Source organism: Rhodococcus sp. YH3-3 (assembly GCF_001653035.1).
Classification (GTDB): domain Bacteria; phylum Actinomycetota; class Actinomycetes; order Mycobacteriales; family Mycobacteriaceae; genus Rhodococcus_F; species Rhodococcus_F qingshengii.
The window spans coordinates 1,094,266-1,119,111 of the sequence record NZ_BCWH01000002.1 but is presented as its reverse complement, the minus strand read 5'-3'; the positions used below and the strand labels follow the sequence as shown (position 1 = coordinate 1,119,111).

Sequence of the window (24,846 nt, the reverse complement as noted above, 5' to 3'; positions counted from 1 at the left end):
GTGCTACCCGAGAAGTACACCGACCGCCCCTGACCGGTACCTGGGGACACCCCGACCCCTAGTGGAATTGCTTGAGAGCCCTGATCTTGTTCATGACGTCGAGCGCCGCCACCTTGTACGCCTCGGACAGTGTCGGATAGTTGAAGACGGCGTCGACAAGGTATTCGACGGTCCCGCCGCACCCCATCACCGCTTGGCCGATATGCACGAGATCCGTTGCACCCGAGCCGAAGATATGAACACCGAGCAGTTTCAGGTCATCCGTCGACACCAAGATCTTGAGCATCCCGTAGGTGTCGCCTGCGATCTGCCCGCGCGCGAGTTCGCGGTATCGGGAAACGCCAACCTCGTACGGCACCGATTCCTTGGTCAAATCGACCTCGGTGGCGCCCACGTACGACACCTCGGGAATCGAGTAGATGCCGATCGGCTGCAGATCCATCAGCTTCGCGCCTGGTTCGTCGAAGGCATGATAGGCCGCGAGTCGACCTTGATCCATCGACGTCGCCGCCAACGCCGGGAATCCGATGACGTCACCGACGGCGTAGATGTGTTCGACCTTGGTGCGGAAATTGTCGTCGACGTAGATACGGCCACGTTCGTCGGCTTCGAGCCCGGCGTTCTCCAGCGCGAGTGGCGCCGTGAGGCCTTGCCGTCCAGCCGAGTACATCACGGTCTCGGCGGGAATCTGCTTGCCGCTGCGCAGCGTCGTAAGCGTTCCGTTCGCTCCGACGTCGACGGCCGTCACTTCTTCACCGAATCGGAAAGTGACCGCCAGATCGCGTAGATGGAATCGAAGCGATTCGATGACCTCGGGGTCGCAGAAGTCCAGCATCGACGTCCTCTTCTCGACGACGGTGACCTTGGTGCCGAGTGCCGCGAACATCGATGCGTACTCGATACCGATCACTCCCGCGCCCACGACGACCATGGTGGTCGGGATGGAGGTCAGATCGAGGATCCCGTCGGAGTCGAGCACCCGGTGACTGTCGAAGGACACCCCCGCCGGGCGAGCAGGCAACGTTCCGGTCGCGATCACGACGAACTTCGCCGTGATCGTCATCTTGTCTCCGCGCGAGGCGTCCTCGACGAGGATGGTGTGCTCGTCGACGAACGAGCCGACCCCTATCAACAATTCGACGCGGTTGCGCAGGAGCTGAGATCGAACGACTTCGATTTCTTTGGTGATGACATGCTGGGTTCGCGCCAGCAGGTCGGCCGGAGTGATGTTCTCCTTGACGCGGTAACTCGCGCCGTACAGTTCGCGTTGGTTCATCCCGGTGAGGTAGAGAACCGCCTCACGCAACGTCTTCGACGGAATGGTGCCGGTGTTGACGCACACTCCCCCGAGCATGTTGCCTTTCTCGACCATCGCTACCCGTTTACCCAGCTTGGCCGCCGCGATGGCAGCCTTCTGCCCACCCGGGCCGGAGCCGATCACAACCAGGTCGTATTCCATCGGATCAGTCATCGCTTAGAAATACCGTCTGCATACGACCGGCAGATGCCGAGCATGTCAATACTCGGTGAACAATCCGCGCGCCGAAACGACACGACGGCAGTACACGAACCCTGTTGCAATTAAAAGAGATACAGCCGAATCCATACGAAACTTGCTACACATAAACATATTCCGACGTTCGCATGCGCACATGCTTCGTCGCCGACGGAATTCACAACGGTCTGTTGAAATTTGTTTCACCACAGAGTGATTGATCGATCAACTGACAGGTGACCAGAGCCGTAAACCGGATGTCCAGTATTCGAATTGTCCGAAATAACGAGCGGAATGTTCCTCGTCACATCCCGCACCGAAGCAGTTGCGCGGAGCCTCGGGCCGCGTTCTACTTGCCTTGACTAATCATCTGTCACTCTCGGTTACAAACATCCGCCCCGTTCACGATCCCCACCTTTCGCCATCTCGAGAGATCAGGTTTCCCAATGGAATTCACGGAACTTGCCGACTATCCCCTACCTCCAGGGACCGTCACCGAGTGGACTCCCGCCGCGGTGAATCCGCCCGAACTGTGGCCTGTCGACCAGCGTCCCGCCAGCTACATACACGAGGCACACTTGAAACATGCCCAGCAGGCGAAACGGCAGGTGCACCATCAGACCGACGTGTGCACTCCGTCGTGGCTGGGTACCTCGTTTCGCATCCACGACCGACTCGACCGAAGGATCTGGGCGGCCGCTCTCGATCACTGGATCGATCGCCACGAAGTGCTCCGAACACACGTCGCCGTGGAGGGCGAAACGATAGTCCGACGCACCGCGGCGTCTGGAGACGTCCGGATTCTGGGCACCGAGGTCGGACACCTTGCGTCCTCGATGTCTGTCTTCACGCATCTGCAGCAACTGCTCGACCGATCGACCGATCCACTTGTCTGGCCTGCGTATCAGTTCGCGACGATCGAAGGCCCCAACCACTTCACCGTGGTTTTTGCCGCTGATCATGCTCTGCTGGACGGATATTCGGTGGCGTTGACCGCGCACGAACTGCAGACGATCTACCGATCGTTGAGCGAGGGAAGCCCTCCCTCGCCGCCGGAGACCGGAAGCTACATCGACTTCGGCACCAAGGAACGAGATCTCGTGGGACACGCGGACCGCTCTCACCCGGCAGTGCAGACGTGGCGCGAGTTCTACGCGCAGGGCGAGGCTCCGTACTTTCCAGCGCTACCCGAACCGGTCACCGGACGCCGAGTCCCTCAGCAGAGCCTGTCCGCCTGGCTTCTGAGCGCCCGGGGAGCCGAACGCCTGGCAGAAGCGAGCAAGCGCAGCAACCAAGGATTCCTGGCCGCGATACTCGCGTGCGCGGCCAAGGTGACCGGCGATCTCACCGGTGCAGACGAATTCCGCGTCGTCGTGCCGCAACACACCCGTTCGGAGCTTCGATGGGCCGCGTCGCTGGGATGGTTCATCGGTGTTGTGCCGGTGAGGATTCCGATTGCCCCCGCCGCAACCCTGAGCGATCTGGCCAAGGTTGCCGGCACGGAGATACGGCGCGTCCGCCCCGCCGCGGCACTGCCGTATTCGAAAGTGTGCGAGCTGATCGACTCCCCGCAGCACCTGCCGTTCGTGCTCTCGTACATGGACGTTCGTCACGTTCCTGGTGCCGAGCAATGGACGAGCTGGCAGACCAGGGGCCTTCGTAGTCGAGATCATTCGGGAACCGACGTCTACATCTGGCTCACGCGGACTCCCGAAGGGCTCAATCTGGCCATACGCCACCCGGGCAACGCGCGCACGAGCCGCCACATCCATCAGTTCGCGGGACTCCTACGCCGCGAAATGGAGGACTTTGCCTTCTCGACCGACACTTTCGCACCTCCGACCAAAACCGCTGCACCGATCGAGGAGAACTCTCATGGAAATGACACCCATCGATCTCTGGGCACCGAAAGCCGGGACGCTCACCGAGTTCAGGCCTACTGAACAATCCCTGGCGGCGGCATCCGGGGCACCGCGGAGCGACCAACCGCTCTCGTTCCTACAGGAAGGACACATTCGTACCGCCGATCACAAGCGCGCACAAGGCGTCGACTGGTCACCGTGGATCGGATTCACGTTCACTCTGCCCGGTGATCTCGATCGGGAGGCACTGCGTCGGGCGGTCCAGGCGTTTGTCCTGCGGCACAACACACTGCACAGTTGGTTCGAGGTGAGATCATCCGAAGATCCCGACGGTAGCGGGGTCATCGACCGTCACGTGGTGGATGCGTCGACGATCGAACTCACGCCGCACAGCATCGGTTCTCTGAACACGACAGATGCGGTTCGCGAGCATGTGAGCCGAAGTTTCGCCGGCGATACCAGCCCATTGCAATGGCCCTCGTTCATCAGTGGCGTCGTCGAGCACGGCGCCGGCTTCACCGTCTACTACGGCGTCGATCACTCGCACACCGACGGCCTGTCGTTGATGCTGGGCGTCGAAGAACTTCGTGCGCTGTACATCGCCGAAAGCGCCGGCATCGACGCTCAACTTCCCTCTCCCGGCAGCTACGTCGAGTACAGCGGCGAGGAACGGACATCCGCGGGGAACCTCGACCTGGCCGCAGCGCCTGTGCAGCAGTGGATTTCGATTCTCGCCGCCAACGCCGGCCAACTCCCGACGTTCCCCCTCGACCTCGGTGTCGCGCGGGGCGAACAGACCCGGTCGACCCGCACACATATCGACGTTCTCGACAGCGACGAGTCAGCCGCGTTCGCAGCGCTGTGCAAGTCCAATGGCGTCGGCTTCTCCACGGGGATCTTCGCAGCCCTCGCCCTCACCGAGATCGAAGTTGCGGATCGAGCGAACTACTTCGCGCTCAACGCAGTCGGCACTCGCTCCGATCCGAGATACCTCTATTCCCAAGGCTGGTTCATCAATCTCGTCCCGGTCTCGTTCACGCTGAGCGGTGTCACGAACTTTACCGATGCACTCCCCCTTGCCCACGCTGCTCGCGCTGCGGTGAAGGGACTCGCGGACGTGTCCATTCACTCGGTGATCGCCCAGGTGTCGAAGTTGACCGGATCCGACATCGGTGGAACCTCGGTCCCGCCGATGGTGTCGTACATCGACATGCGCCTGATTCCAGGTGCCGAGCACCATGACGAACTCGAAGCGCGGGCACTGGGTGGGCCAGGAACGACGGGTGATCTGTCGATGTGGATCAACCGGAAGGAAGACCGTACGTACGTGATGGTCAGTTTTCCGGACACCGAGCAGGCGCACACATCGGTGAATCGGTACCTACGACACCTTCGCAACGTCCTGAGAACGGTCGCTGATACCGGCGACTACCGTGTCGTGCGTCAGGCGGATGCACGTCAGGAAGTGGAGACCGCCTGATGCACATCACGTTTCTCGACAGGTTCGAGGCACGGCCGGGCCGCATTCTGCAGTGGACGCCGAGTGAAATCTCCACCGGAACGACGTATCCGGTTCCCCCGACCTCCAATCAGCAGCTGCATCTTGCCGGCAGCCGCGGCGATACGACTTGGCTCGCTGCTACTTTCGACGTTCCCGGCCCCATCGACACGGACGCACTCAAGGCCAGCTTCGAGGAATGGACGTCCCGTCACGACGCCCTGTCGTGCTCGTTCTCCCAGGCCGAAGAATCGGGTGAATCCTCGGCACTGTTCGTCGACGTCGCCGACGTCGGCGATCTGCGCCTGCGTGAGGAAACAGTGGCTGACGCGAGAACACCGGAGCAGGTGCGAGAACTCTTGGGCGAGCGCTTGGATCGATGGTGCAATCCTTTCGCGTTTCCCGCGTACTTTCTCGGTGCCATCACCCGCGAGGACCAGTCGACAGTGGTCTGCGGGTTCGACCATGCCATCTGCGACGGCTGGTCCATGAGCATCGCAATTACCGAGATCAGCACTCTGTATCGCGAATACACGCGGGCGGACCGTGATCCGATCGCGTCTGATCTCCTTCCGGAGCCCGGGAGTTTCCTCAACTACTGCTTCCGGGAATCGGCAACCGCGGATCCAGAGCCCGGCGACCACCGGATTGCGGGTTGGCGGTCCTTCCTCCGAGCATGCGGGGGTGACACTCCCCATTTTCCCGTAGATCTGGGACTGCCCGCCGGGGCGATGTCGCCCCAGGGCACAGACACCCGAATGCTCCTCGACGCCGACGAAGCAGAGCTGTTCGACCAGAACTGCGCCGATCATCGACACTCCTCGTTCGGTGCAATTCTTGCGTCGATCGGTTTGGCCACAACACAATTGACCGGCAAGAGGGACACGCACCTACTGTTCCCTGTTCACACGCGTCGGGAACCGCGACACAACCACACCTTCGGATGGCTGGTAGCCAATGCGCCCATCACCGTGACGAGCATGGACAATCTTCACAGCACTGCCCGGGCAGTCAATCTCGCTTTCCACGAGTCACTTTCACTGTCGTCCGTGTCGTCGAGGCAGGTTTTGCGGAGCTTGGGGCCCGAGGTTTCGCCCACTCGCAGAGACATCTTCTCGGTGTCCTACGCCGACTACCGAACCATGCCCGGTGGATCTCGCCCCCGTAAATCAAAGTCCAGCGAATCACAGCCTGCGCCGATCAATCCGCAGCAACTCAGTCGCGTCTCGAACGCCGACGACGTTCAGTTCTGGTTCTCACGAACTCACGACGGATTGGCAGTGCGGACCAGGTTTCCTGCGCCCGCTACCCGGACAGTGCACACCTTCCTCTCGCATGTCTCCGAGATCCTGTCGACGCCGTAGACGAACGGCCGCCTATCCGTAGATCTATTTGACACTTCTTTGTTGTGCACAACTTAACTGTGCGCTACAGTTGTTCTCGTGACCAACCCACTCGCCCTCGAACGCCAGGTCTGCTTCGCCCTCTATTCGGCGTCGCGGGCCACGACGGCCGCGTACCGGGCGATGCTCGACGACCTGGGAATCACGTATCCCCAGTACCTCGTCCTGTTGACACTCTGGGAACGAGACGGCCGCGGGGTGCGTGAGATCTGTGAGGCACTCGATCTCGATACCGGAACTCTGTCGCCGCTGCTCAAGAGGCTCGAGGGTCTGGGATTCATCGAGCGCCGACGCCTCACCACCGACGAGCGTCGCGTCGAGATTCACCTGACCGAGGCGGGTTCCACCTTGCGTAGCAAGGCCGAGGACATCCCGGCCAAGCTCGCAGGCGCCACTGGTCTGAGTAACGACGAACTCACCGAACTCCGAGACGTTCTCACTCGTCTCGGTGAGTCACTTCAAGCATCCAACGCCCACTCCGACGGAAAGAAGAAGTCATGAACATCGTCTACACCGCAGAAGCACTTGCCACCGGCGAAGGCCGCAACGGTCACGCTCGCACCTCGGACGGACGCCTCGATCTCGGCCTCGCCATTCCCAAGGAAATGGGTGGCAGCGGCGAAGGCACCAACCCCGAGCAGCTCTTTGCCGCCGGATACGCAGCATGCTTCCACTCCGCTCTGCAGATGGTCGCCCGTGCCGAGAAGGCCAACGTGGCTGATTCCGCAGTCGGCGCGCGGGTCGGCATCGGCCCCAACGGTGCAGGAGGCTTCGGACTCGCTGTGACGCTGGAGGTTTCACTCCCCCATCTACCCCATGATCAGGCCGTCGAGCTGACGGAGAAGGCACACCAGGTGTGCCCGTACTCCAATGCAACTCGCGGCAACATCGAGGTCACCCTCGAAGTAAGTAAGGACGACGAATGAGCACTACCACTGTCAGCCGGGAAATCCGTCTCGCTTCACGCCCGAACGGTTGGCCCACGTCGGAGAACTTCGCCACCGCCGAAGTAGAACTCCCCGAACTCGAAGACGGCCAGATCCTGGTCCGCAACATCGCCATCTCCGTCGACCCGTACATGCGCGGCCGAATGAACGACGTGAAGTCCTACCTTCCGCCGTTCCAGGTCGGTGCGCCGCTCGACGGTGGTGCCGTCGGCGAGGTCGTCGAATCCAAGTCGGCTGATCGCGCCGTGGGCGACGTCGTCGTCCACGGCCTCGGATGGCGTGAATACGCCATCCTCGACGGATCCGCAGTGACTCCGGCCGACACGTCCATCGCGCCGGCGACGGCCTACCTGGGTGCCCTCGGCATGACTGGCCTCACCGCGTATGCCGGCCTCACCGCGGTTGCGGAGTTCAAGGAAGGCGATACCGTATTCGTCTCCGGCGCAGCAGGTGCCGTCGGATCGCTCGTCGGTCAGATCGCCAAGTTGCTCGGAGCGAAGCGAGTAATCGGTAGCGCCGGTTCACCGGCGAAGGTTGCCCGACTTCTCGAACTCGGATTCGATGCGGCATTCGACTACCACGACGGCCCGATCACCGAACTACTCGCCGCTGCCGCCCCTGACGGCATCGACGTGTACTTCGACAACGTCGGTGGCGAGCATCTCGAAGCCGCAATCGATGCCATGAACCAGGGTGGCCGGATTGCCCTGTGCGGAGCCATCGCTCAGTACAACACCACCGAGAAGCCCACCGCTCCCCACAACCTGGCACTGGTGATCGGCAAGCAGCTCACACTGCGCGGATTCCTCGTGGGCGGCTACCGTCACCTCGGTGGCGAATTCCGCACCCACATGGCAGGGTGGCTCGCCGACAACAAGATTCAGTGGGACGAGACCATCGTCGAAGGCCTGGAGAATGCACCGCAAGCGTTCATCGACCTGATGCGCGGCGCGAACACCGGCAAGATGGTTGTCACGCTGTAACCCGAACAACATCTAGCTCGAACGGATATGAAAGTGGCCGCGAACTTCTCGAAGTTCGCGGCCACCTTCATATCTGAATCAAATCCCGAACGAGACTCCGGTCAACTTCTCCGACAGTGTCCACAAACCCGAGGCTGTCTTCGTATCGTGTGACTTCTTGTTCGACCCCACGACCTTCGGATACCCTCGCTGCTCGAACGGACCGTCCGGTCCGATGTAACTGCCGCCGAAGGCATCCGGCGCGGTTGCCGCCCACAGTTCGGGAAGGGCGCCCATCTCCGCGGACTGCGCGAAGATCGAATTGCCGATTCCCATCAGCTTGTCCTGGATCGACTCGGTGTGCCCCTGCAGGTTCGTCGACGCGTATCCCGGATGCGAAGCGAGCGCTTTGAGCGAAGATCCCGACGCCGCGAACCTGCGTTGAAGTTCGTACGTGAACAACAGATTGGCAAGCTTGGACTGCCCGTAGGCCAACCATCGGTTGTACTTCCGACGCTCGAAATTGAGATCGTCCAGATCGACAGTTCCGAGCTGATGCAGGGCACTGGACATCGTCACGACACGATCGGTGAGCTTGTCCTTCAGCAATCCGGTCAATGCGAAGTGTCCGAGATGGTTTGTGCCGATCTGCATTTCGAATCCGTCGACCGTCCGGCGGAACGGAACCGCCATCACGCCGGCGTTGTTCACCAGGACGTCGACCTTCTCCGTTGCGTCGGCGAAGGCTCGTACCGACGACAGATCCGAGAGGTCCAATTTGCGGACAACCGCGTTGGGCCCGATCTCGGCGGCTACGGCGTCGGCCTTCGTGGTGTCACGACAGGCGAGGACGACGTCGGCCCCGGCTTTGCCCAGCGCTCGTGCGACTACCTCACCCAGTCCGCTGTTCGCCCCCGTGACGACAAATGTGCGGCCGGTCTGATCGACTACGTCTTCTGCGGTCCATTTGGTCATGCTTTCCAGCGTACGTGCCTTACTCGCTGGTAGGGAGGGGTCGCTTTCCGTCATCGCCTGCGCTTGGCGCGGATGGGCTTGGCGCCCGGCAGCGGCGGTGCAGCCACTCTGGGCGACGGGGGCGCGGTCATTCCGGGAGTCGGCGACGATTCGGCTTCCTTCTGCTCCGCAGCGATGCGTCCGTACACAAAATGCTGTTGTCCCAGCGTCCAGCAGTTGTTACTCACGAAATACAGCAGGATCGCCACGGGCGCGAACGCACCGAAAGCGATCACCCCCACCGGAAACACCCATAATGCGAGCTTGTTCATGATCGCTGTTTGAGGGTTGACGGTTCCGGTGTCCACTTGGCGCGCGATGGATGCCCGCGATGTGAAATGTGTAGCGACGGCGGCAAATATCATCAGCGGTACAGCTACCAGAATGATGGAGATACGGCTGACGTCGCCGAATGCTTCCAGTTGTGCTGCCGGGCTCGAAATCATGGCGGACAACGGTGCGCCGAACAGTTTGGCGTCGAGAAAAGACTGCACATCCGAGGCACTGAAGAAGTAGTTGGCCGTGTTCGCGTTGTCCGCCACCGACATCGGTTCGGTCGGGCTCAGAAACGGGACGTGCGATGCCGCTCCGGTCCGATTGAACGATCGCAGGACGTGATAGAGACCAATGAACACCGGTGCCTGAACCAGCATCGGCAGACAGCCGAGCAACGGACTGTAATTATGTTCTTTCTGCAGCTTGGCCATCTCTACAGTGAGTTTCTGCCGGTCACCCGAATACTTCTTCTGCAACGCCTTGATCTGAGGTTGCAGCTTCTGCATCACCAGTTGAGTGCGGACCTGCTTGACGAAGGGTTTGAACAGCAGGGCTTTGAGCGTGAAGACGAGAAATACGACCGACAACGCCCACACGACGCCGTTGTCGGGTGATCCGGAGACCAGTGAGAAGACCTTGTGCCAGAACCAGAGGATTCCGGACACGGGGTAGTAGACAAAATCGAGCATGACGAATGAACCTCACCGAGAGGCACGCTCAGAGAGATGAGAGCGCGGGAATGGTTGTGGACGCAAGACGTCTGACCGACCTACGACGAGTTCACACCCGTCGACTGCCGATCTACAGACCGATTCCCGGAGCTCGAGGTTGCGGACGACCGGGCGCGTCCGGGCTGCTCTGCCTGCGGAAAGCACCACGCAGGCAGCGTTCGTCATCAGACGGGCCAGTGGCCGAAACCGCGCATAGTTGCAGAAGTTCGTACTTCGAGGAAGTTGCGAGCGCAGCGACCACGAAGACGGCAATCGCAGTTCCCAGCACCGCGGCGCTACCCGAGGAACCAAGCGGAGGCACTGCGAGAAGAGCGATGAACGGCAGCAGAAGCAGCAACAGTGACCGTGTCACCGTTCCTGTACTCCGCTGTTGCATGACTGCGAGAGTACAGAACGTCTGCCGAATCCAGCCAGACGCTTGCCTCACGTACTTTTTCGCGCAGCCATTTGTGCGCAGGATCGTGGTCCATCCGACCGTGCCACTGTTGAGCGTTCGGCGCTCCCGCTGCGAATCGCCTGACCGGAGCCGGGGGACGCCGGCCGCCGTGCCCTCCTTGATTCGGATCACGAAAGTCCGTCGAAGTTCTCGCGATCGATCAACAGGCCTTGCACCCACAATGCCGCTCGAAACAGGTATGCACCCCGTCCAACTGACCGGTGCGAACACGTCGAGGCGCAACCAGGCTGAGTGTCGCAAGCCGAAGCCCGATCACACCCATCTGGACACCTGCTTCGGGACGCATCGACGCAAAGGCAACACGCGAAATGTCGCACCACCGATTCACCGACCCCCGCACGAAGAAGCATGCACTCGGAAGGGCGCTTGTCGTCGGCGTTCTTTCCCTGACAACCCTTGCCGTGAGTATCGACACCGCGAACGCTCAGGCCCCCGTGCTTCGGGACTGGAACATCGCCGCAGTTTCCGTCGACACGAATCCGGCGAAGGTGTCAGCTTTCGCTTCCTCGGATACAGGCCGCGTATTGGCAGCCGCAGAGTCCAAGATCGGCGCTCCGTACGTCTGGGGCGCGACCGGGCCGGACTCGTTCGACTGCTCCGGTCTCGTTCAATGGGCCTATGCACAAGCGGGCGTTTCGATTCCGCGAACCAGCTACGACCAGGCGGTTGGCGGCACTCCAGTTTCCCGGGACGATCTACAGCCGGGTGACGTGGTCCTGTACTACGGCGGGGAGCATGTGGGGATCTACGCCGGAGGCGGTGAGATCGTTCACGCCCCGACGTCCGGGGAGTCGGTCGAACGCGCACCCGTGGACTCGATGCCGTACTACCTCGCCCGACGTTACTGACATGAATCCCGCAAGCTCGATGAAACAGCGTGTATCGCGGCGATATTCGAATCGCTCGTCGCGAGCCGAACGATTGACACTCCCCCATTGCGCGGAATGTGATGTCATCCTCTCACCCGCGAGCGCGGTCTGCGCCAGGTGTCGTGGGGCGCGGTTGGACGTGACGCGGTGTTGCGGAGACGGCACTGTCGTGTCCTGGCGAACGGTTCACGGCGACCCCTCGACCGTTCTCGCCATCGTGGAATTGGACGAGGGGCCGTGGCTGTACACTTTCCTCACCGAATCCCCTCGCGCGGATGCGCCTGGACCGCTACGAGTGTCGTTTCAGGGGCGTGAAGAAGGTAAGCGCTACCCGGTGTTCTGCTTGTGCGGCGACGACCGTGGTGAACTGCTATCGGACGTCAACTCCGGCCTGCTGAACCATTGACCTCACGCGAGTCACGCTCCTGCGCGGTCGAGACGTACCACGCTGCGATCTGCGCTCTGGAACTGAATCCCAGTTTTGTCAGTACGTGTTCCACGTGTCCCTGAGCGGTGCGCAGCGAGATTACCAAGTGCTCCGCAATCGCGCGATTGGTCAACCCTTGGGCAACCAGTTCCGCAACTTGTTGCTCACGCGGAGTGAGGTGAGGCCCTTCAGCCGACGACGCAGTCGTGACACTGGAGCGCTTGTCGAGCGCATATGCGACAGCTTCACCTTCGGACATCGCAAACCCGCTGCGAAACGACTTGTCGAAAGCATCGTCACCCATGGCTTTGCGAGCAGTCTCTGCAGCAGTGTCGTGATGAGCTGACAAACCCGGCAGGCCCGCCAGCCGTCCCCCGACCTTCTGCCAATACATGGCTGCCGCGCCGAGCAGAACCGCTGCATGCTTCCAATCACGTTGCGCTGCAGCAATCCACGCCAACGGCTCGATACACCACGCCGAGTTCATCGGGGCATCGAGAATTCTCAGACTTCGAGTCAAATAGTCACTTGCGGCATCCAATTCACCTCGGAGCCAGCTCACGAGCCCGAGAGTTCCCAGCGCAAATGCCTGGAACATCATCTCGTCGGCGGGCACGGTGATCGCGAGAATCTCTTCGTTGCACTCCACAGAGCGATCAAGAGCGCCGGACAGGAAGTACGCGACTCCCAAGGTGTCCAGGCCGATCACCACATGCAGCAGATTCTTGTCGAGTCGAAACAGCGTCAACGCGGATTCCAGCTTGGCCGTAGCGGTATCGAAGTTACCTCTGAAGGTATCGACGTATCCGTCTCCCCACGTCGCCAAGCCGCGCGAGCGCACATCCGCCAAGTCGTTTGCCAGGCGCCAACTCTCGTCGACCAACTCTTCTGCCCGTTCGAGTTCCCCCTGCATCGCGTGATTCACGGCGTCGATGGCCAAGACATCCACTCGGAACGGATCCAGTTCTCGATCCTCTGCATTCAAGGCTCGATCCGTCCAATAACGCGCCTGCACAAGTAATCCACCTGCAAGCCAGAATCTGTACAACGCACCGACCATTCGCGTTGCAGATCGCGCCTCTCCGGCAGTGGAAATCGAGTACTCCAACGCATCGTTGACGTTGCGCTGTTCACGACCGAGCCTTGCGATCCAGGCAGCTTGCCGGCCACTGATCCACTCGGCTTCCGCATGAACGACCAGTGCCTCGAACCAATCACGATGGCTTCGACGCAGAGCGGAATACTCACCGGCGGACTCCAACTTTTCATGTCCGTACTCCCGGAGTAGGTCGAGGAGGTGGTACCGAACATCCCCGTCGGTTTCCTCACGAATCAGGATGGACTTCTCGACCAACGCGGTGACGAGATCGAGCACTTCGGTCGAATTCATGTCCTGCCCACACACGCCCTCAGCGGCGTCGAGGTCGAACCCACCCGAGAACACCGACAACCTCCCCCACAACTGCTGTTCGGTTGGCGAGCAGAGGTCGTAACTCCAATCGATCGACAATCGCAGCGTCTGTTGACGACTCGGAACGTCGCGTCCACCCGTTGTAAGAAGTCGGTATCGATCCGAGAGCCTGTTCATGATCTGCTCAGCAGACATACCACGCAGGCGAGCTGCCGCCAGTTCGATCGGAAGTGGGAGTCCATCCAAGTCATGACAGATATGCGCAACGGCGCGCTTGTTCTCCTCGGTGAGGGTGAAACCAGGTACGACGGAAGCCGCACGCTCGGTGAACAACGACACCGATTCGTACTGGGCAATTCCCTCGAATTCGGGCGGCTGTTGCTGCGGTGTGGTGAGTGAGGGAACGCGCATCGTCACCTCACCGCCCAGGCCCAGCGATTCGCGGCTCGTCGCCAGGATCTTGACGCCGGCACATCGCCGTAGGATCGCGCCTACGAACACAGCGACGGCATCGACCAGATGTTCACAGTTGTCGAGCACCAACAGCAGACTCCGATCGGCGCAGTAGTCGATCAATGCCTGCAGCGGGTCCGCCGACGAGACCGACCGGACACCAAGGGTCACGGCGACATGATCTTCGAGGAGATCCGAATCTGTCTGCTCCCCCAGTTCCACCAACCAGGCACCGTCTCGAAACACCCGTTGCAACGCGCCCGCAAGTCGGATCGCGAGCCGTGTCTTGCCCACGCCACCGATCCCGGTGAGTGTCAACAAACGGGACGTCTCGAACAATCTCCTGGCGTCGGCCAACTCACGCCGACGACCGACGAAACTCGTCAGCTCCAAGGGCAGGTTGCCGACAACTCGCTGGTCGGCTTCTGAGCGCACAGCGGATGCCATCGACCGACTCGCTTTCTGCCATACCACTACACAACAACGCTACCCCCACGATCGGCCTCCCGAGCAGCACTCACGCGAGCATGTGATCGGAGCCCACTTGTTCTCCCCCGAGTGCGAGATGCACGACGGCCACACCGGTGTCACGCAGACGAAACAACGTATTCCTACTCTGGCAGACAGACGAAGGGAGACCGACATGCCGCCGCGCCGTAGATCGGTACTGCTGACGCAACTGGTAATCGATGCTCCCGGAAGTCCACAACAAACGATCCTCGACGAACTGCGGCGAGTGATTCTGTCGGGTTCGGCGCCTCCGGGTACCCCGATTCCTCTCGGCGACGTGGCTGATGTGTTCGGTGTCAGTCGAATACCCGTGCGGGAATCACTGAAAACACTGGTCGGAGAGTCCTTGGTCGACCATCGACATCAATTCGGCTACACCGTTGCTCAGCTGACGCCGGCAGAACTGCGAGAGATGTACATCGTCCGCGAAACTCTCGAATCAGCTGCATTGGCCGTCGCCGTCGAGCAGGCAACCGAAGAGGATCACGAACACGCCGTCGAGGTGAACTCCCGTTTGGAGATCGCATTGCGCTACGACGACTCTCAGTCCTATCACTGTGAGAGCCGAAACTTTCATCTCGCACTGACCCGACCGTCTCAGATGCTTCGACTTCTGCACATGTTCGAAGCTGCCTGGAATATCACCGAACCAGTACAGCCGATGGTCCATGTTGCCGGCGTCGATCGCCGGGTTCTGCACTCCGATCACACCGCGATGCTGGACGCATTCCTGCGTCGGGACGCATCCGCACTTCTGAGCGCTTCCGAAATCCATCATCGCCGACTCGATACCGTGATCGCGACTCTACCGACAGACACCGGTCTATTGGCCGAAAAAGATATACCGATCACGCAATAGTCGTGCAACACAGCATCGATACCTTTCTCTCAACACAGTTTTCATCACTGACGCTGAGAGCTCGTGGCACCGTCCGCTGATTTCCTGCACTGATGCACAGGAGCTGTCATGACCGACATTCTTCCGTCCCGAACGACCACTACCCCCACTCCCCCAAAGGAAACCGGATCGGGTGACCTTGTCGAAGCCGCGGGTCACCCTGTCGGAAGCGGCCTGATCAAGCCGGGCTACGACCCTCGTTTGACCAACGAGGACTTGGCGCCGCTTCGCAAGCAGACCTGGTCGTCGTACAACATCTTCGCCTTCTGGATGTCCGACGTACACAGCGTCGGCGGATATGTCACTGCCGGTAGTCTTTTCGCACTGGGATTGGCCAGCTGGCAAGTACTCGTCGCCCTGCTGGTCGGTATCACGATCGTCTACTTCTTCTGCAATCTCGTCGCCAAGCCCAGCCAAGTTACCGGCGTGCCGTATCCGGTGATCTGCCGCAGCGTGTTCGGCGTCCTCGGCGCGAACATCCCGGCAATCATTCGTGGCCTGATTGCCGTGGCTTGGTATGGAATTCAAACCTTCCTCGCTTCAGCAGCCCTCGATGTCGTACTGATCAAACTCTTTCCGTCACTCGCGCCCTATGCCGTCGTCGAAGACTACGGATTCGCCGGACTCTCCGCACTGGGCTGGGGAAGTTTCATGCTCCTGTGGGTACTTCAGGCCTGTGTCTTCTGGCGAGGCATGGAATCGATCCGCCGCTTCATCGACTTCTGCGGGCCGGCTGTGTATGTCGTGATGTTCATGCTGTGCGGCTACCTGATCTACAAGGCAGGCTGGAGCGCCATCGATCTCACGCTCGGCGACGTCAAGTACTCGGGTTTCGACGCCGTGCCGGTCATGCTCGGTGCGATCGCTCTGGTTGTCTCGTACTTCTCCGGACCGATGCTCAACTTCGGCGACTTCTCCCGCTACGGAAAGTCGTTCGCTGCCGTCAAGAAGGGCAACTTCCTCGGTTTGCCGTTGAACTTCCTCGTATTCTCGGTGTTGGTCGTCGTCACTGCATCGTTGACGCTGCCGGTGTACGGCGAACTGATCACCGATCCCGTTGCGACCGTTGCACGAATCGACAGCACCTTCGCCATCGTTCTCGGCGCACTCACCTTCACCATCGCCACGATCGGCATCAACATCGTGGCCAACTTCATTTCCCCGGCCTTCGACTTCTCCAACGTGAGTCCGCAGAAGATCAGCTGGCGCGCCGGCGGAATGATCGCAGCGATCGGCTCGATCCTCATCACGCCGTGGAACTTGTACAACAATCCGGACGTCATTCACTACACACTCGAAACCCTCGGAGCCTTCATCGGTCCGCTGTTCGGAATTCTGATTGCCGACTACTACCTCGTGCGCAAGCAGAAGGTCATCGTCGACGAACTGTTCAGCATGTCGCCGACCGGAACCTACTGGTACAGCAAGGGATACAACCCTGCTGCAGTGATCGCCACCGTGGTGGGAGCCGTCGTCGCGATGGTCCCGGTCCTGGGCAAGGACCTCACCGGGATGTACACCGCAGCGCAGTACAGCTGGTTCATCGGTTGTGGGCTCGGATTCACCGTCTATTACCTACTCGCCGCGCGCTCTTCCTCAGCTGTCCGGAATGCTTCCTCTCCCGACACTGTGACGGTCGACTGATCGTCATGAGAATCAAGGTGATCAACCCCAACACCACGTGGGCGATGACCGCCAAGATCGAGGAATGTGCCCGGACCGTCGCAGGCTCGGGCACATTCGTCGAGGCTGTCAGCCCTGCCATGGGTCCCGCGTCGATCGAAAGCCACTACGACGAAGCTCTCAGCGTCCCCGGAATCCTGACCGAGATCGCCGCCGGAGAAAAGAACGAAGTCGACGGCTACGTCATCGCTTGCTTCGGTGACCCAGGTCTTGATGCAGCCCGAGAGTTGGCCAAGGGCCCCGTCGTAGCTGTTGCCGAAGCGGCCATGAACTACGCAAGTTTCCTGGGTCGCGGATTCAGCATCGTGACCACTCTCGGTCGAACCCGCGGCCGCGCAGCCGATCTGGTGGACCGGTACGGCATGCAGGCTCGGTGCCGGGGTATCCACTCCTGCGAGATTCCGGTTCTGGAACTCGATCGTGATCCCGACGCGCGAAAGGTGATCTTGGAAGCCTGTTTCGACGCATTGGAGCAAGACGACTCGGACGTCCTCGTGCTGGGTTGCGCCGGCATGGCGGACCTGTGCCAGGACTTGTCCGACGAACTGGGTGTCCCGGTAGTCGACGGCGTTGCCGCTGGGGTCACGATGGTTCAGTCGTTGGTCACCCTCGGGCTGTCGACCAGTTCGCGCGGCGAGTTCGCACGCCCACTTCCCAAGAACTACACCGGTACACTGACACCGTTCTCGCTGTGAGCGTGCCTGAGCGAGAGTCGAACACCTGTCACCAGCAGCGCCAGGATCGCGAACAATACTCCAGCCCAGACTAATTGGCGGGTTTCGAAATGCGCGAGAAACAGTCCACCGACCGCAGTGCCGAGCGTGATCCCCAGGTTGGAGAACGAGATGAAAAGGCTGTTGCCGAATTCAGGCGCGTCGACTGCGTCTCGCCCCATCCAGCTCTGCGAAACCACCAGTCCACCGGAATGCACTACACCCCAAACCAACACGGCTACAACCATCGCGCCGAAGTACGGGCCCGCCAGATAGAGCATCACGTAGACGACGATATACAGCAAGGGAAAAGCCACAACCGTGCACACCACCCCCTTGGCGAGCAGAGCCCCGAAGACGAAGTTGCCGAAGATCATCACGACACCGAAAGCCAATAGCATCGCGCTGATCCACGATCCGCTCATGCCGGTCACCTCGCCGAGGTATTCGGCAAAGTATCCGTACACCGAGAACATGGCTGCGAAGACGAAGGTGACGGAAAGAATGGTCAACCACACGCGCGGCCGGCGAAGTATCCCGACCTGTGCACCGTACGACAGGCGTTGTGTCACAGGAGCCGAGGGCAGAAGTACGACAATCCCGAGAAACGCGAGAATGTTGACCACGGCGCCGAACACGAATGCTGTCGACACCGAAAAGTTCTCGGCCAAATAGGACGTCAAGGGCACGCCGAACGCGAATCCGACTGTGACGCCTGCAAATACCTTGGTCACCGCGGCGGTCGCCTGTTCCGGCGATACCAGACGAACCGCACTTGCAAGCGCGACAGCGAAGAAGACCGGATGAACCACGGCGGGGATGATCCGAAATGCAAACATCACCTCGAAACTCGATGTGGTCGCATACACCACATTGGAGACCGCAAAGACTGCAATCGCTACCAACAGAACGGTTCTCCTGTTGATTCCCGAGGTGATCAGCGTTGTGAACGGACCGGTCACCGCCACGACGAGTGCAAACACACCGACCAACCATCCGGCAGTCGACGCGGTGATACCGAACTTTTCGCTGATCTGAGGCAGAACCCCGATAATGCCCATCTCCGTAGTGATGATTCCGAATACACCCAACGCCAGAACCGGTATCAACAATTTCGACTTCACGACACACTCCTCACTACTACGTCACACAAGACAGTTACATATCTAGATATGTAGATATATTTGGTTGAACAAACAGGCCGACGAGGGCAATTCGGCCGCTACAGCTTTTCGCGAACGAATTCCCTGAACTCGCCGATCACGGATTCGTTTCGTCGGTAATACGTCCACTTCCCGATGCGCTCGGACTCGAGCAGACCCACGTCTTTCATGCCCTGCAGGTACCCCGAGATCACCGACTGGGCAAGTCCCGATCGCCCCTGGATGTCACCGACACAGACTCCGATGTGAAACCCGAGATCCTGCTGCGTATACGAGTCCTCGTCGAAATACTTCGCCGGATGCGCGAGCCACTCCATGATCTGCAGGCGAGTCGGGTTGGACAGCGCCTTGAAGATCGCCAAAGCATCCATGGACCACACCCCTCTGCACGACAACCGGAACGCATCTACTTTTGTGGATATGTTTGGCGAAGTCAAGCCCGATTCGGACCGAAAGCCGTCTGCATCACATCGAAGCATTCGAAGTGAGCTGCGACACTTACGTTTCGACGACCTGCGGAAATCTCAGCGCCGACTTTCTATCTGTGACGACTTGTTTATAGTTATCGCCAACAACGAATTGCCGGAAGTTTCCGGTTCACCTCAGAACGTCCGTGGGTGAACACAATTCGCTCAACACCAGCCGTACCCGGCTTGTCATTCGGGAGTCGAACCATGAACACACCGCATCAGTTCAGGGTCCTCACCTCATGGTGATGTCGAAGCTCGCCAAATGGCAGCTGGTCGCCCTCGTCGTGGTTGCACTCCTGGGCTTGATCTATGTCGGAGCGAAATACGTACGGCTGGACAATCTTCTGGGATTCGGCCAATACACGGTCAAAACCGAACTGGCGACGTCCGGTGGCATCTTCACCAACGCCGAAGTGACCTATCGCGGTGTACCCGTCGGACGCGTCGGTGACATGTCGCTCACGTCCGACGGAATCGAAGTCGACCTGTTGATCGACAGCAGTGCTCCGCAGATTCCCGCATCCGCGCGGGCCGTGGTGGCCAATCGCTCAGCCATCGGCGAGCAGTACGTCGACCTTCAGCCCGATACCGACCAGGGCCCGTTCCTCGAAGACGGCTCGGTGATCGCCGTGGGCGACACAACCACGCCGATCCCGATCGCGAATGTCTTGACCAGCGCCAACGGTCTGGTGCACTCCGTTCCGGTCGACGCACTCCACACCGTCGCGAAAGAACTCGGCGCGGCATTCAACGGCAAGGGCGAAGATCTGCAGGTACTTGCCGACTCGCTGTCGGGGATCTCCCAGTCGGGCCTCGACACCCTTCCCCAGACCCTCGGACTGATCCGCGACAGCCAGACGGTGCTCACGACCCAGTCCGATCAATCGTCGGCGATCAAGCAGTTCAGCACCGACCTCGACGCACTGACGGCGCAATTGCGCACCAGCGACCCCGACATCCGACGCGTGATCGACAACGGCATACCGGCCAGCGAACAAGTCGGCTCTCTCGTCACCGAAGCCGGCCCCGCGCTCACGACCAACCTCTCCAACCTCTCCGCCGTTGCAGCGGCAGCCGCACCGACACTGCCCTCGCTGCAGCCATTCCTGCTCTTCCTGCCTGCGCTCGCCGGGGCGGCGCCCACCGTTGCACCGGGAGACGGCACAGTACATCTGGGCTTGGTACTCGAGACCAACAACCCGCTCTCGTGCACCGTCGGTTACGAAGGGACCATGGCAATCCTCGACGAGATGAAGCGCAAGGACCCGAACTTCGACGACACGACGCAGAACTTCCCGTTGAACACTGCCGCCAACTGCCAGGCACCTCAGGGCAGCGAAACGGGAGTTCGTAGCGCCAACCGCATCGCGTTCGCCGACCCGAACACCTCGCAACCGTGGGACGGCAAGCCCAAGGTGGACCCGGACAAGCTCAACCTGAACCCGATTGCCACTCAACTCGCACCGATGCTCGGCGCCACCCCGAAGTAGCCGTAAACAACTGGCACCATCGACCCTCCGCGACGATGATGATGTGATGTCGGAAGGAACGCCTGAAGGCGAGTCACAGAGCATGTCACGAGGTTTCGACGAACTTGTCGCCGAAGCGGAATCCGCCTCCGTCGACGGGTGGGATTTCTCGTGGCTCGACGGACGCGCCACGGAGCAGCGTCCGTCGTGGGGGTACCAGAGGCTGATGGGTGAACGTCTCGGCCGCGCCGGCGCCGCATTGGACATCCAGACCGGCGGCGGCGAAGTCCTCGCCGCTGCACCGTCACTCCCGCCGGTGATGGCAGCAACCGAATCCTGGCCACCGAACATCGCCAAGGCCACCGCCCTTCTGCGTCCCCGAGGTGTGGTGGTGGTCGCGGATCAGGACGAGCCGCCGCTACCGTTCGCCGATTCGGCTTTCGACCTGGTGACCAGCCGACACCCAGCGACGGTGTGGTGGACCGAAATCGCGCGGGTACTCGAACCGGGAGGAACGTACTTCGCTCAACATGTGGGTCACGCCAGCGTGTTCGAACTGGTCGAGTACTTTCTCGGTCCTCAGCCGCAGGCTCGTCGCGGACGGCACCACGAGGACGAAACTGCCGACGCGATTGCGGCCGGGCTCACCGTCGTCGACCTTCGTTTCGAGCGTCTGCGCATGGAATTCTTCGACATCGGCGCCGTTGTCTACTTCTTACGCAAGGTGATCTGGATGGTTCCGGGATTCACCGTCGCGCAGTATCGGGACCGGCTCCGCGAACTCGATCAGCAGATCCGTCGCGACGGATCTTTTGTCGCGCACTCGAGTCGATTCCTGATCGAGGCACGCAAGAGCTGAGCGCACCGCGACGGGCCGCACATCCCGAACGTGATCGATGCTGCTAGTCGGACTCGTCGGCGTCGCTCCGCGAGCCGATCGCAGCGGCAAGATAGTCGCCGAGTTCACGCTGAAGGTTCGCGTCGAGTGCCCGGGCCAGTGCCGAATGTACCGACGCCACACCGAGTTCACGCATCGTCTGGAGCATCTCGGCTGTTCCGGCAACCTCGTCGCCCTCCGGGAGCCAACCGACCCCGTGCTGATCGACGATGCGATCCTTTGCCGCCTGAATCAGGTCTTTGGCGATCCCGTCCACAGCGTTGTGAAGCTTTTCGTGCACATCGACCAGTTGATCGAGAGTGAAACCGTAGTCGAGGAGACTCGAAAATCCGCTGAGCAAAGCAGGATCGGTGAAAACGCAGTTCTCTCCTTCGATCTGTACCAGTCCGAGATCTACGAGACGATGCAGTTGACCATCTGCATCTCCCCCGAGAAACTCGCGTACGACGGCCATCTCGATACTCACGGTGTCGCTGCGGGACCATGGTTCGGTGACCGCGTGCTGCAGACCCAGCACCTCTGTCAGGTCTTTCCCGCTTTCCCACCCGGTGATGAAGTCGTCGATATGCGCAGTGGTGAAACCTCGTTGAAGAAGCGTGTCGATCAGCTTGAGGCGTTCGAGGTGCGCGTCGCCGTAGATGCCTACCCGCCCACGCTTCTCCGGCGGAGGAAGCAATCCACGTTCCTGATATGCCCGTACATTCCGCGAGGTGGTGCCCGCAGCGCGCGCTAGATCGTCGATGCGGTACTCGGTCACCGCCTCGTCTCCTCTGCCGCGTCGGTCGTCACGATTCCAACTTAGTGGCAACACCAGGCCGATCAGAACCCGGGATCAGGTCTGCGCGGTGTCTTTCTCGCGCACCGTGCTCGTGTAGTCCCGAAGATCCACCGATTTCAATTGGTTCACGTACTGGGTCGCGAAACCGGGAAACATAGTGGCATTGAATCCTTCGTCGGTGAGATACCAACTCGAACATCCCGAGTTCCACGTGGTCTTCGACAGCCGACGCTGCAACTCGACGTTGTACGCATCTTCGACATCTTGACGAACATCGAGTGCCTTGAGGTCGCGCTCGAGAACGATCTTGATCGCTTGGGCGAGATAGTCGAGTTGCGCTTCCATGTACACAAGGGCGGAGCTGTGCCCCGGACCCGAGTTGGGTCCGAAGGTGAAATACAGGTTGGGATAACCGGATACCGCAATGCTCTTGTACGCACGCGCCCCGGATTTCCACTCCTGAGCGAGCACACGTCCGTCCCGGCCGATGATCGGGACCGGTGTTCCGGTCTTGCAAACGTCGAAGCCGGTGGCGAAGACGATGCAGTCGAATTGATGCTCGATCCCTTCGACCGTGCGAATGCCATGTGGCGCCAATCTCGCGATCGGCCAGGTCACGAGTGTGCAATTGTCTTGCTGGAGAGCCGGGTAATACTCGCTGGTCATCAGCAACCGCTTGCACCCTGCCCGAAAGTCGGGAGTGAGTTGTCGCCGCAACCACGGGTCCTTCACCTGCATGCGCAGATGAAGACGCCCGACTGTTTCCACCACCCTCGTCAACGGGGATTCCCACACCACCCCGAGAGCTACCGATTCGTGTCCCCAGTACCAAGCCCGACGCGCCAGAGTCTGGACGACCGGATGACGACGGTACAGATCCTTCGTGCGAGATCGGGTGCGTAGGTTTGCTCGCGGCAATGCCCATCCCGGTGTTCGTTGGAAAACCTTCACTGATCGTGCAGTTTTCACGAGTTCAGGGACGATCTGGACGCCACTGGCCCCGGTTCCGATCACTGCGACCCGCTTGTCGGTGAAGTCGTAGTCATGGTCCCAGCGAGCACTGTGAATCTTGTGTCCTTCGTAGCTCTCCAAACCCGGAACAGCAGGAAAGCTGACGTTCGCCAGCGGACCGGACGCCATGACGACGGTCCGGGCAATGACCGCTTCACGGCCCTCGAGCGCGATCGCCCAGACACCTGTCTGCTCGTCCCACTCGACGCCCGTGACGTTGCACCGAAACCGAATCTTCGGCTCGAGGCCGAACTCTTTCACCATCGTTCGGATGTAGCCGAGGATCTCCGCGCTGGCCGAGTAGGTGTGCGACCAGTCCGGGTTCGGGGCGAAACTGTACGAGTACAGACGGGACGGAATGTCGCACGCAGCTCCCGGATACGTGTTGTCGCGCCACGTCCCGCCGACCTCCGTGCCGCGTTCGAGAACGACGAAGTCCTCGATACCGTTCTGCTTCAACCGAATCGCCGCTCCGATTCCTGCGAAACCTCCACCGATGATCGCCACTGACAGTGGCTCGGCAGTACTCATGCGAGTGGCTCGTACGTAAGTTCCTTGGCCCAGGTCGGCTCGGAATTGAGCCTGCTGCCGGAAAGTCGGCCAGTGACCTTGACCATCCGATCGGCAAGCAGATGGTAGGGATGGTTGCGATTGATGACCATGTTGCCGTGCCACTTCACCACCCGATACATCGGGACGCGGAGCGCGGCCGGACTCCGTTCGCCTACGTTCCTGAATCGCTTCATCGCGGTGTAGAGCCGTTCCTCGTTCACTCCCATGTCGACGATGTTGTCGCGCATCTTGTTCAGCAGCGGGATGTAGCGAAGTGTCCCGATGATCAACGCCGGATTCAACCAGGCGCCGACGGTTTCGACAACGAGCTTGCGCGTCGTCGAGTGCCCGAGCATCTCGATCACCGCAAAATCGACCGCCAGATGCCTGGACTCGTCTGCATTGATCTTCTTGAACACAGCCTGACAGACCGGATCCTCGATCTCGTCCATGATGAACTTGACCAGGGCTCCGTCGAGCGCCACCTCGAGCATCGGTATGACGGTCCCGAGAATCGAGAGCGACAAACCGTCGGAATGCTTGTCCAGCCAGTCGATGACGAGCTTGACGTTGATGTTGGGCTCGGGCATCTCGTCGCCGTCCAGCATTCCCCACCGACGCATCAGCGCGAGTTCGGCGTTGGCGTGCTTCTGTTCCTCGGCGTGGAAATGCCGATAGATGTCTCGGAGAGTTTCAGTCGGCGCCTTGAGAGCCATCGCAGCGAAGCCACGGGCACCGACGTTCTCGATCCACATCAGGTCCGACATGAACGGTTTCAGCTTCGCATGAAGCTCTGGACTGATCGTCTCGGCGCCCGGAGCATCCCAGTCGATGTCCACCAGAGCCCATTGGCGGTCCTTGATCTTGTGCAGCATGCCGTCGAAATCGAAGGACAT

23 protein-coding genes are annotated in these 24,846 nt (G+C 60.5%); 13 read left to right on the top strand and 10 right to left on the bottom strand.

Annotated features, from left to right (window positions below):
- Nucleotides 1–58: 58 nt before the first annotated feature.
- The gene (gene sthA, locus YH3_RS18090) at nt 59–1,471 is read right to left on the bottom strand and encodes a Si-specific NAD(P)(+) transhydrogenase (RefSeq protein ID WP_050654762.1); all 1,413 of its coding nucleotides are present in this window, start codon (nt 1,469–1,471) and stop codon (nt 59–61) included.
- 470 nt (nt 1,472–1,941) lie between these two features.
- Here sthA and YH3_RS18085 point away from each other — a divergent pair, with 470 nt between their 5' ends.
- The 6 genes from YH3_RS18085 (at nt 1,942) to YH3_RS18060 (ending at nt 8,188) form a co-directional block, all read left to right on the top strand.
- Entirely contained in the window at nt 1,942–3,438 is a 1,497-nt protein-coding gene (locus tag YH3_RS18085; RefSeq protein ID WP_050654763.1) for a condensation domain-containing protein, read from the top strand.
- Nucleotides 3,371–4,837 carry a condensation domain-containing protein gene (locus YH3_RS18080; RefSeq protein WP_050654764.1) on the top strand — a complete coding sequence of 489 codons (1,467 nt, stop codon included), beginning with the start codon at nt 3,371–3,373 and terminating at the stop codon, nt 4,835–4,837. Before YH3_RS18085 ends, YH3_RS18080 begins: the two co-directional genes overlap by 68 nt.
- Entirely contained in the window at nt 4,837–6,219 is a 1,383-nt protein-coding gene (locus YH3_RS18075; protein ID WP_050654765.1) for a condensation domain-containing protein, read from the top strand. Before YH3_RS18080 ends, YH3_RS18075 begins: the two co-directional genes overlap by 1 nt.
- A gap of 78 nt (nt 6,220–6,297) precedes the next feature.
- On the top strand, nt 6,298–6,759 hold the full coding sequence (locus tag YH3_RS18070; protein WP_003940568.1) for a MarR family winged helix-turn-helix transcriptional regulator: 462 nt from the start codon (nt 6,298–6,300) through the stop codon (nt 6,757–6,759).
- Nucleotides 6,756–7,184, top strand: a complete 429-nt coding sequence (locus tag YH3_RS18065; RefSeq protein ID WP_003939720.1) for an organic hydroperoxide resistance protein — start codon at nt 6,756–6,758, stop codon at nt 7,182–7,184. Before YH3_RS18070 ends, YH3_RS18065 begins: the two co-directional genes overlap by 4 nt.
- The gene (locus YH3_RS18060; RefSeq protein WP_019745038.1) at nt 7,181–8,188 is read left to right on the top strand and encodes an NADP-dependent oxidoreductase; all 1,008 of its coding nucleotides are present in this window, start codon (nt 7,181–7,183) and stop codon (nt 8,186–8,188) included. Before YH3_RS18065 ends, YH3_RS18060 begins: the two co-directional genes overlap by 4 nt.
- 78 nt (nt 8,189–8,266) lie before the next feature.
- Here YH3_RS18060 and YH3_RS18055 read toward each other — a convergent pair whose 3' ends face one another.
- The 3 genes from YH3_RS18055 to YH3_RS18045 all read right to left on the bottom strand — a co-directional run bounded on the left by YH3_RS18055 (nt 8,267) and on the right by YH3_RS18045 (nt 10,540).
- Nucleotides 8,267–9,142, bottom strand: coding sequence for an oxidoreductase (locus YH3_RS18055; protein WP_030535283.1), 876 nt, complete (start codon nt 9,140–9,142; stop codon nt 8,267–8,269).
- 50 nt (nt 9,143–9,192) lie between these two features.
- The gene (gene yidC / locus YH3_RS18050; RefSeq protein ID WP_003939695.1) at nt 9,193–10,146 is read right to left on the bottom strand and encodes a membrane protein insertase YidC; all 954 of its coding nucleotides are present in this window, start codon (nt 10,144–10,146) and stop codon (nt 9,193–9,195) included.
- 112 nt (nt 10,147–10,258) lie between these two features.
- A complete protein-coding gene (locus YH3_RS18045) occupies nt 10,259–10,540 on the bottom strand; it encodes a DUF6412 domain-containing protein (protein ID WP_003939922.1) in 282 nt (93 codons plus the stop codon).
- A 413-nt stretch (nt 10,541–10,953) separates the two neighbouring features.
- Here YH3_RS18045 and YH3_RS18040 point away from each other — a divergent pair, with 413 nt between their 5' ends.
- Together YH3_RS18040 and YH3_RS18035 are read left to right on the top strand one after the other, a co-directional pair.
- Complete coding sequence (locus tag YH3_RS18040) at nt 10,954–11,493, top strand: C40 family peptidase (protein WP_039973374.1); 540 nt, start codon at nt 10,954–10,956, stop codon at nt 11,491–11,493.
- 190 nt (nt 11,494–11,683) lie between these two features.
- Entirely contained in the window at nt 11,684–11,920 is a 237-nt protein-coding gene (locus YH3_RS18035) for a hypothetical protein (RefSeq protein WP_058226163.1), read from the top strand.
- Here the strand turns inward: YH3_RS18035 and YH3_RS18030 are convergent.
- Complete coding sequence (locus tag YH3_RS18030; RefSeq protein WP_058226164.1) at nt 11,895–14,252, bottom strand: LuxR C-terminal-related transcriptional regulator; 2,358 nt, start codon at nt 14,250–14,252, stop codon at nt 11,895–11,897. The genes YH3_RS18035 and YH3_RS18030 overlap by 26 nt on opposite strands.
- 196 nt (nt 14,253–14,448) lie before the next feature.
- Here YH3_RS18030 and YH3_RS18025 point away from each other — a divergent pair, with 196 nt between their 5' ends.
- From YH3_RS18025 to YH3_RS18015, 3 genes are all read left to right on the top strand, one after another.
- The gene (locus tag YH3_RS18025) at nt 14,449–15,174 is read left to right on the top strand and encodes a GntR family transcriptional regulator (protein ID WP_042451513.1); all 726 of its coding nucleotides are present in this window, start codon (nt 14,449–14,451) and stop codon (nt 15,172–15,174) included.
- Nucleotides 15,175–15,282: 108 nt separating this feature from the next.
- Entirely contained in the window at nt 15,283–16,857 is a 1,575-nt protein-coding gene (locus YH3_RS18020; RefSeq protein ID WP_058226165.1) for an NCS1 family nucleobase:cation symporter-1, read from the top strand.
- 5 nt (nt 16,858–16,862) lie between these two features.
- Nucleotides 16,863–17,591 (top strand): aspartate/glutamate racemase family protein, encoded by a 729-nt coding sequence (locus YH3_RS18015; RefSeq protein ID WP_007733934.1) that lies wholly within the window; start codon nt 16,863–16,865, stop codon nt 17,589–17,591.
- Here YH3_RS18015 and YH3_RS18010 read toward each other — a convergent pair.
- Complete coding sequence (locus YH3_RS18010; protein WP_064443814.1) at nt 17,558–18,733, bottom strand: MFS transporter; 1,176 nt, start codon at nt 18,731–18,733, stop codon at nt 17,558–17,560. The two genes, YH3_RS18015 and YH3_RS18010, sit on opposite strands and share 34 nt — an antisense overlap.
- Before the next feature lie 98 nt (nt 18,734–18,831).
- Nucleotides 18,832–19,143, bottom strand: coding sequence for a helix-turn-helix transcriptional regulator (locus YH3_RS18005; RefSeq protein ID WP_007733929.1), 312 nt, complete (start codon nt 19,141–19,143; stop codon nt 18,832–18,834).
- Nucleotides 19,144–19,481: 338 nt separating this feature from the next.
- Between YH3_RS18005 and YH3_RS18000 the strand changes: the two genes are divergently transcribed.
- Together YH3_RS18000 and YH3_RS17995 are read left to right on the top strand one after the other, a co-directional pair.
- A complete protein-coding gene (locus tag YH3_RS18000) occupies nt 19,482–20,732 on the top strand; it encodes an MCE family protein (protein ID WP_371595084.1) in 1,251 nt (416 codons plus the stop codon).
- Nucleotides 20,733–20,814: 82 nt separating this feature from the next.
- Nucleotides 20,815–21,570 (top strand): class I SAM-dependent methyltransferase, encoded by a 756-nt coding sequence (locus tag YH3_RS17995; RefSeq protein WP_007733927.1) that lies wholly within the window; start codon nt 20,815–20,817, stop codon nt 21,568–21,570.
- Nucleotides 21,571–21,613: 43 nt separating this feature from the next.
- On the opposite strand, the gene YH3_RS17990 is transcribed toward YH3_RS17995, so the two are convergent.
- From YH3_RS17990 to YH3_RS17980, 3 genes are all read right to left on the bottom strand, one after another.
- Entirely contained in the window at nt 21,614–22,366 is a 753-nt protein-coding gene (locus YH3_RS17990; RefSeq protein ID WP_007733922.1) for a MerR family transcriptional regulator, read from the bottom strand.
- Between the two features lie 75 nt (nt 22,367–22,441).
- Nucleotides 22,442–23,929 carry an NAD(P)/FAD-dependent oxidoreductase gene (locus YH3_RS17985; RefSeq protein WP_007733920.1) on the bottom strand — a complete coding sequence of 496 codons (1,488 nt, stop codon included), beginning with the start codon at nt 23,927–23,929 and terminating at the stop codon, nt 22,442–22,444.
- Nucleotides 23,926–24,846, bottom strand: a complete 921-nt coding sequence (locus YH3_RS17980) for a hypothetical protein (RefSeq protein ID WP_030535274.1) — start codon at nt 24,844–24,846, stop codon at nt 23,926–23,928. The genes YH3_RS17985 and YH3_RS17980 overlap by 4 nt, the downstream gene beginning before the upstream one ends.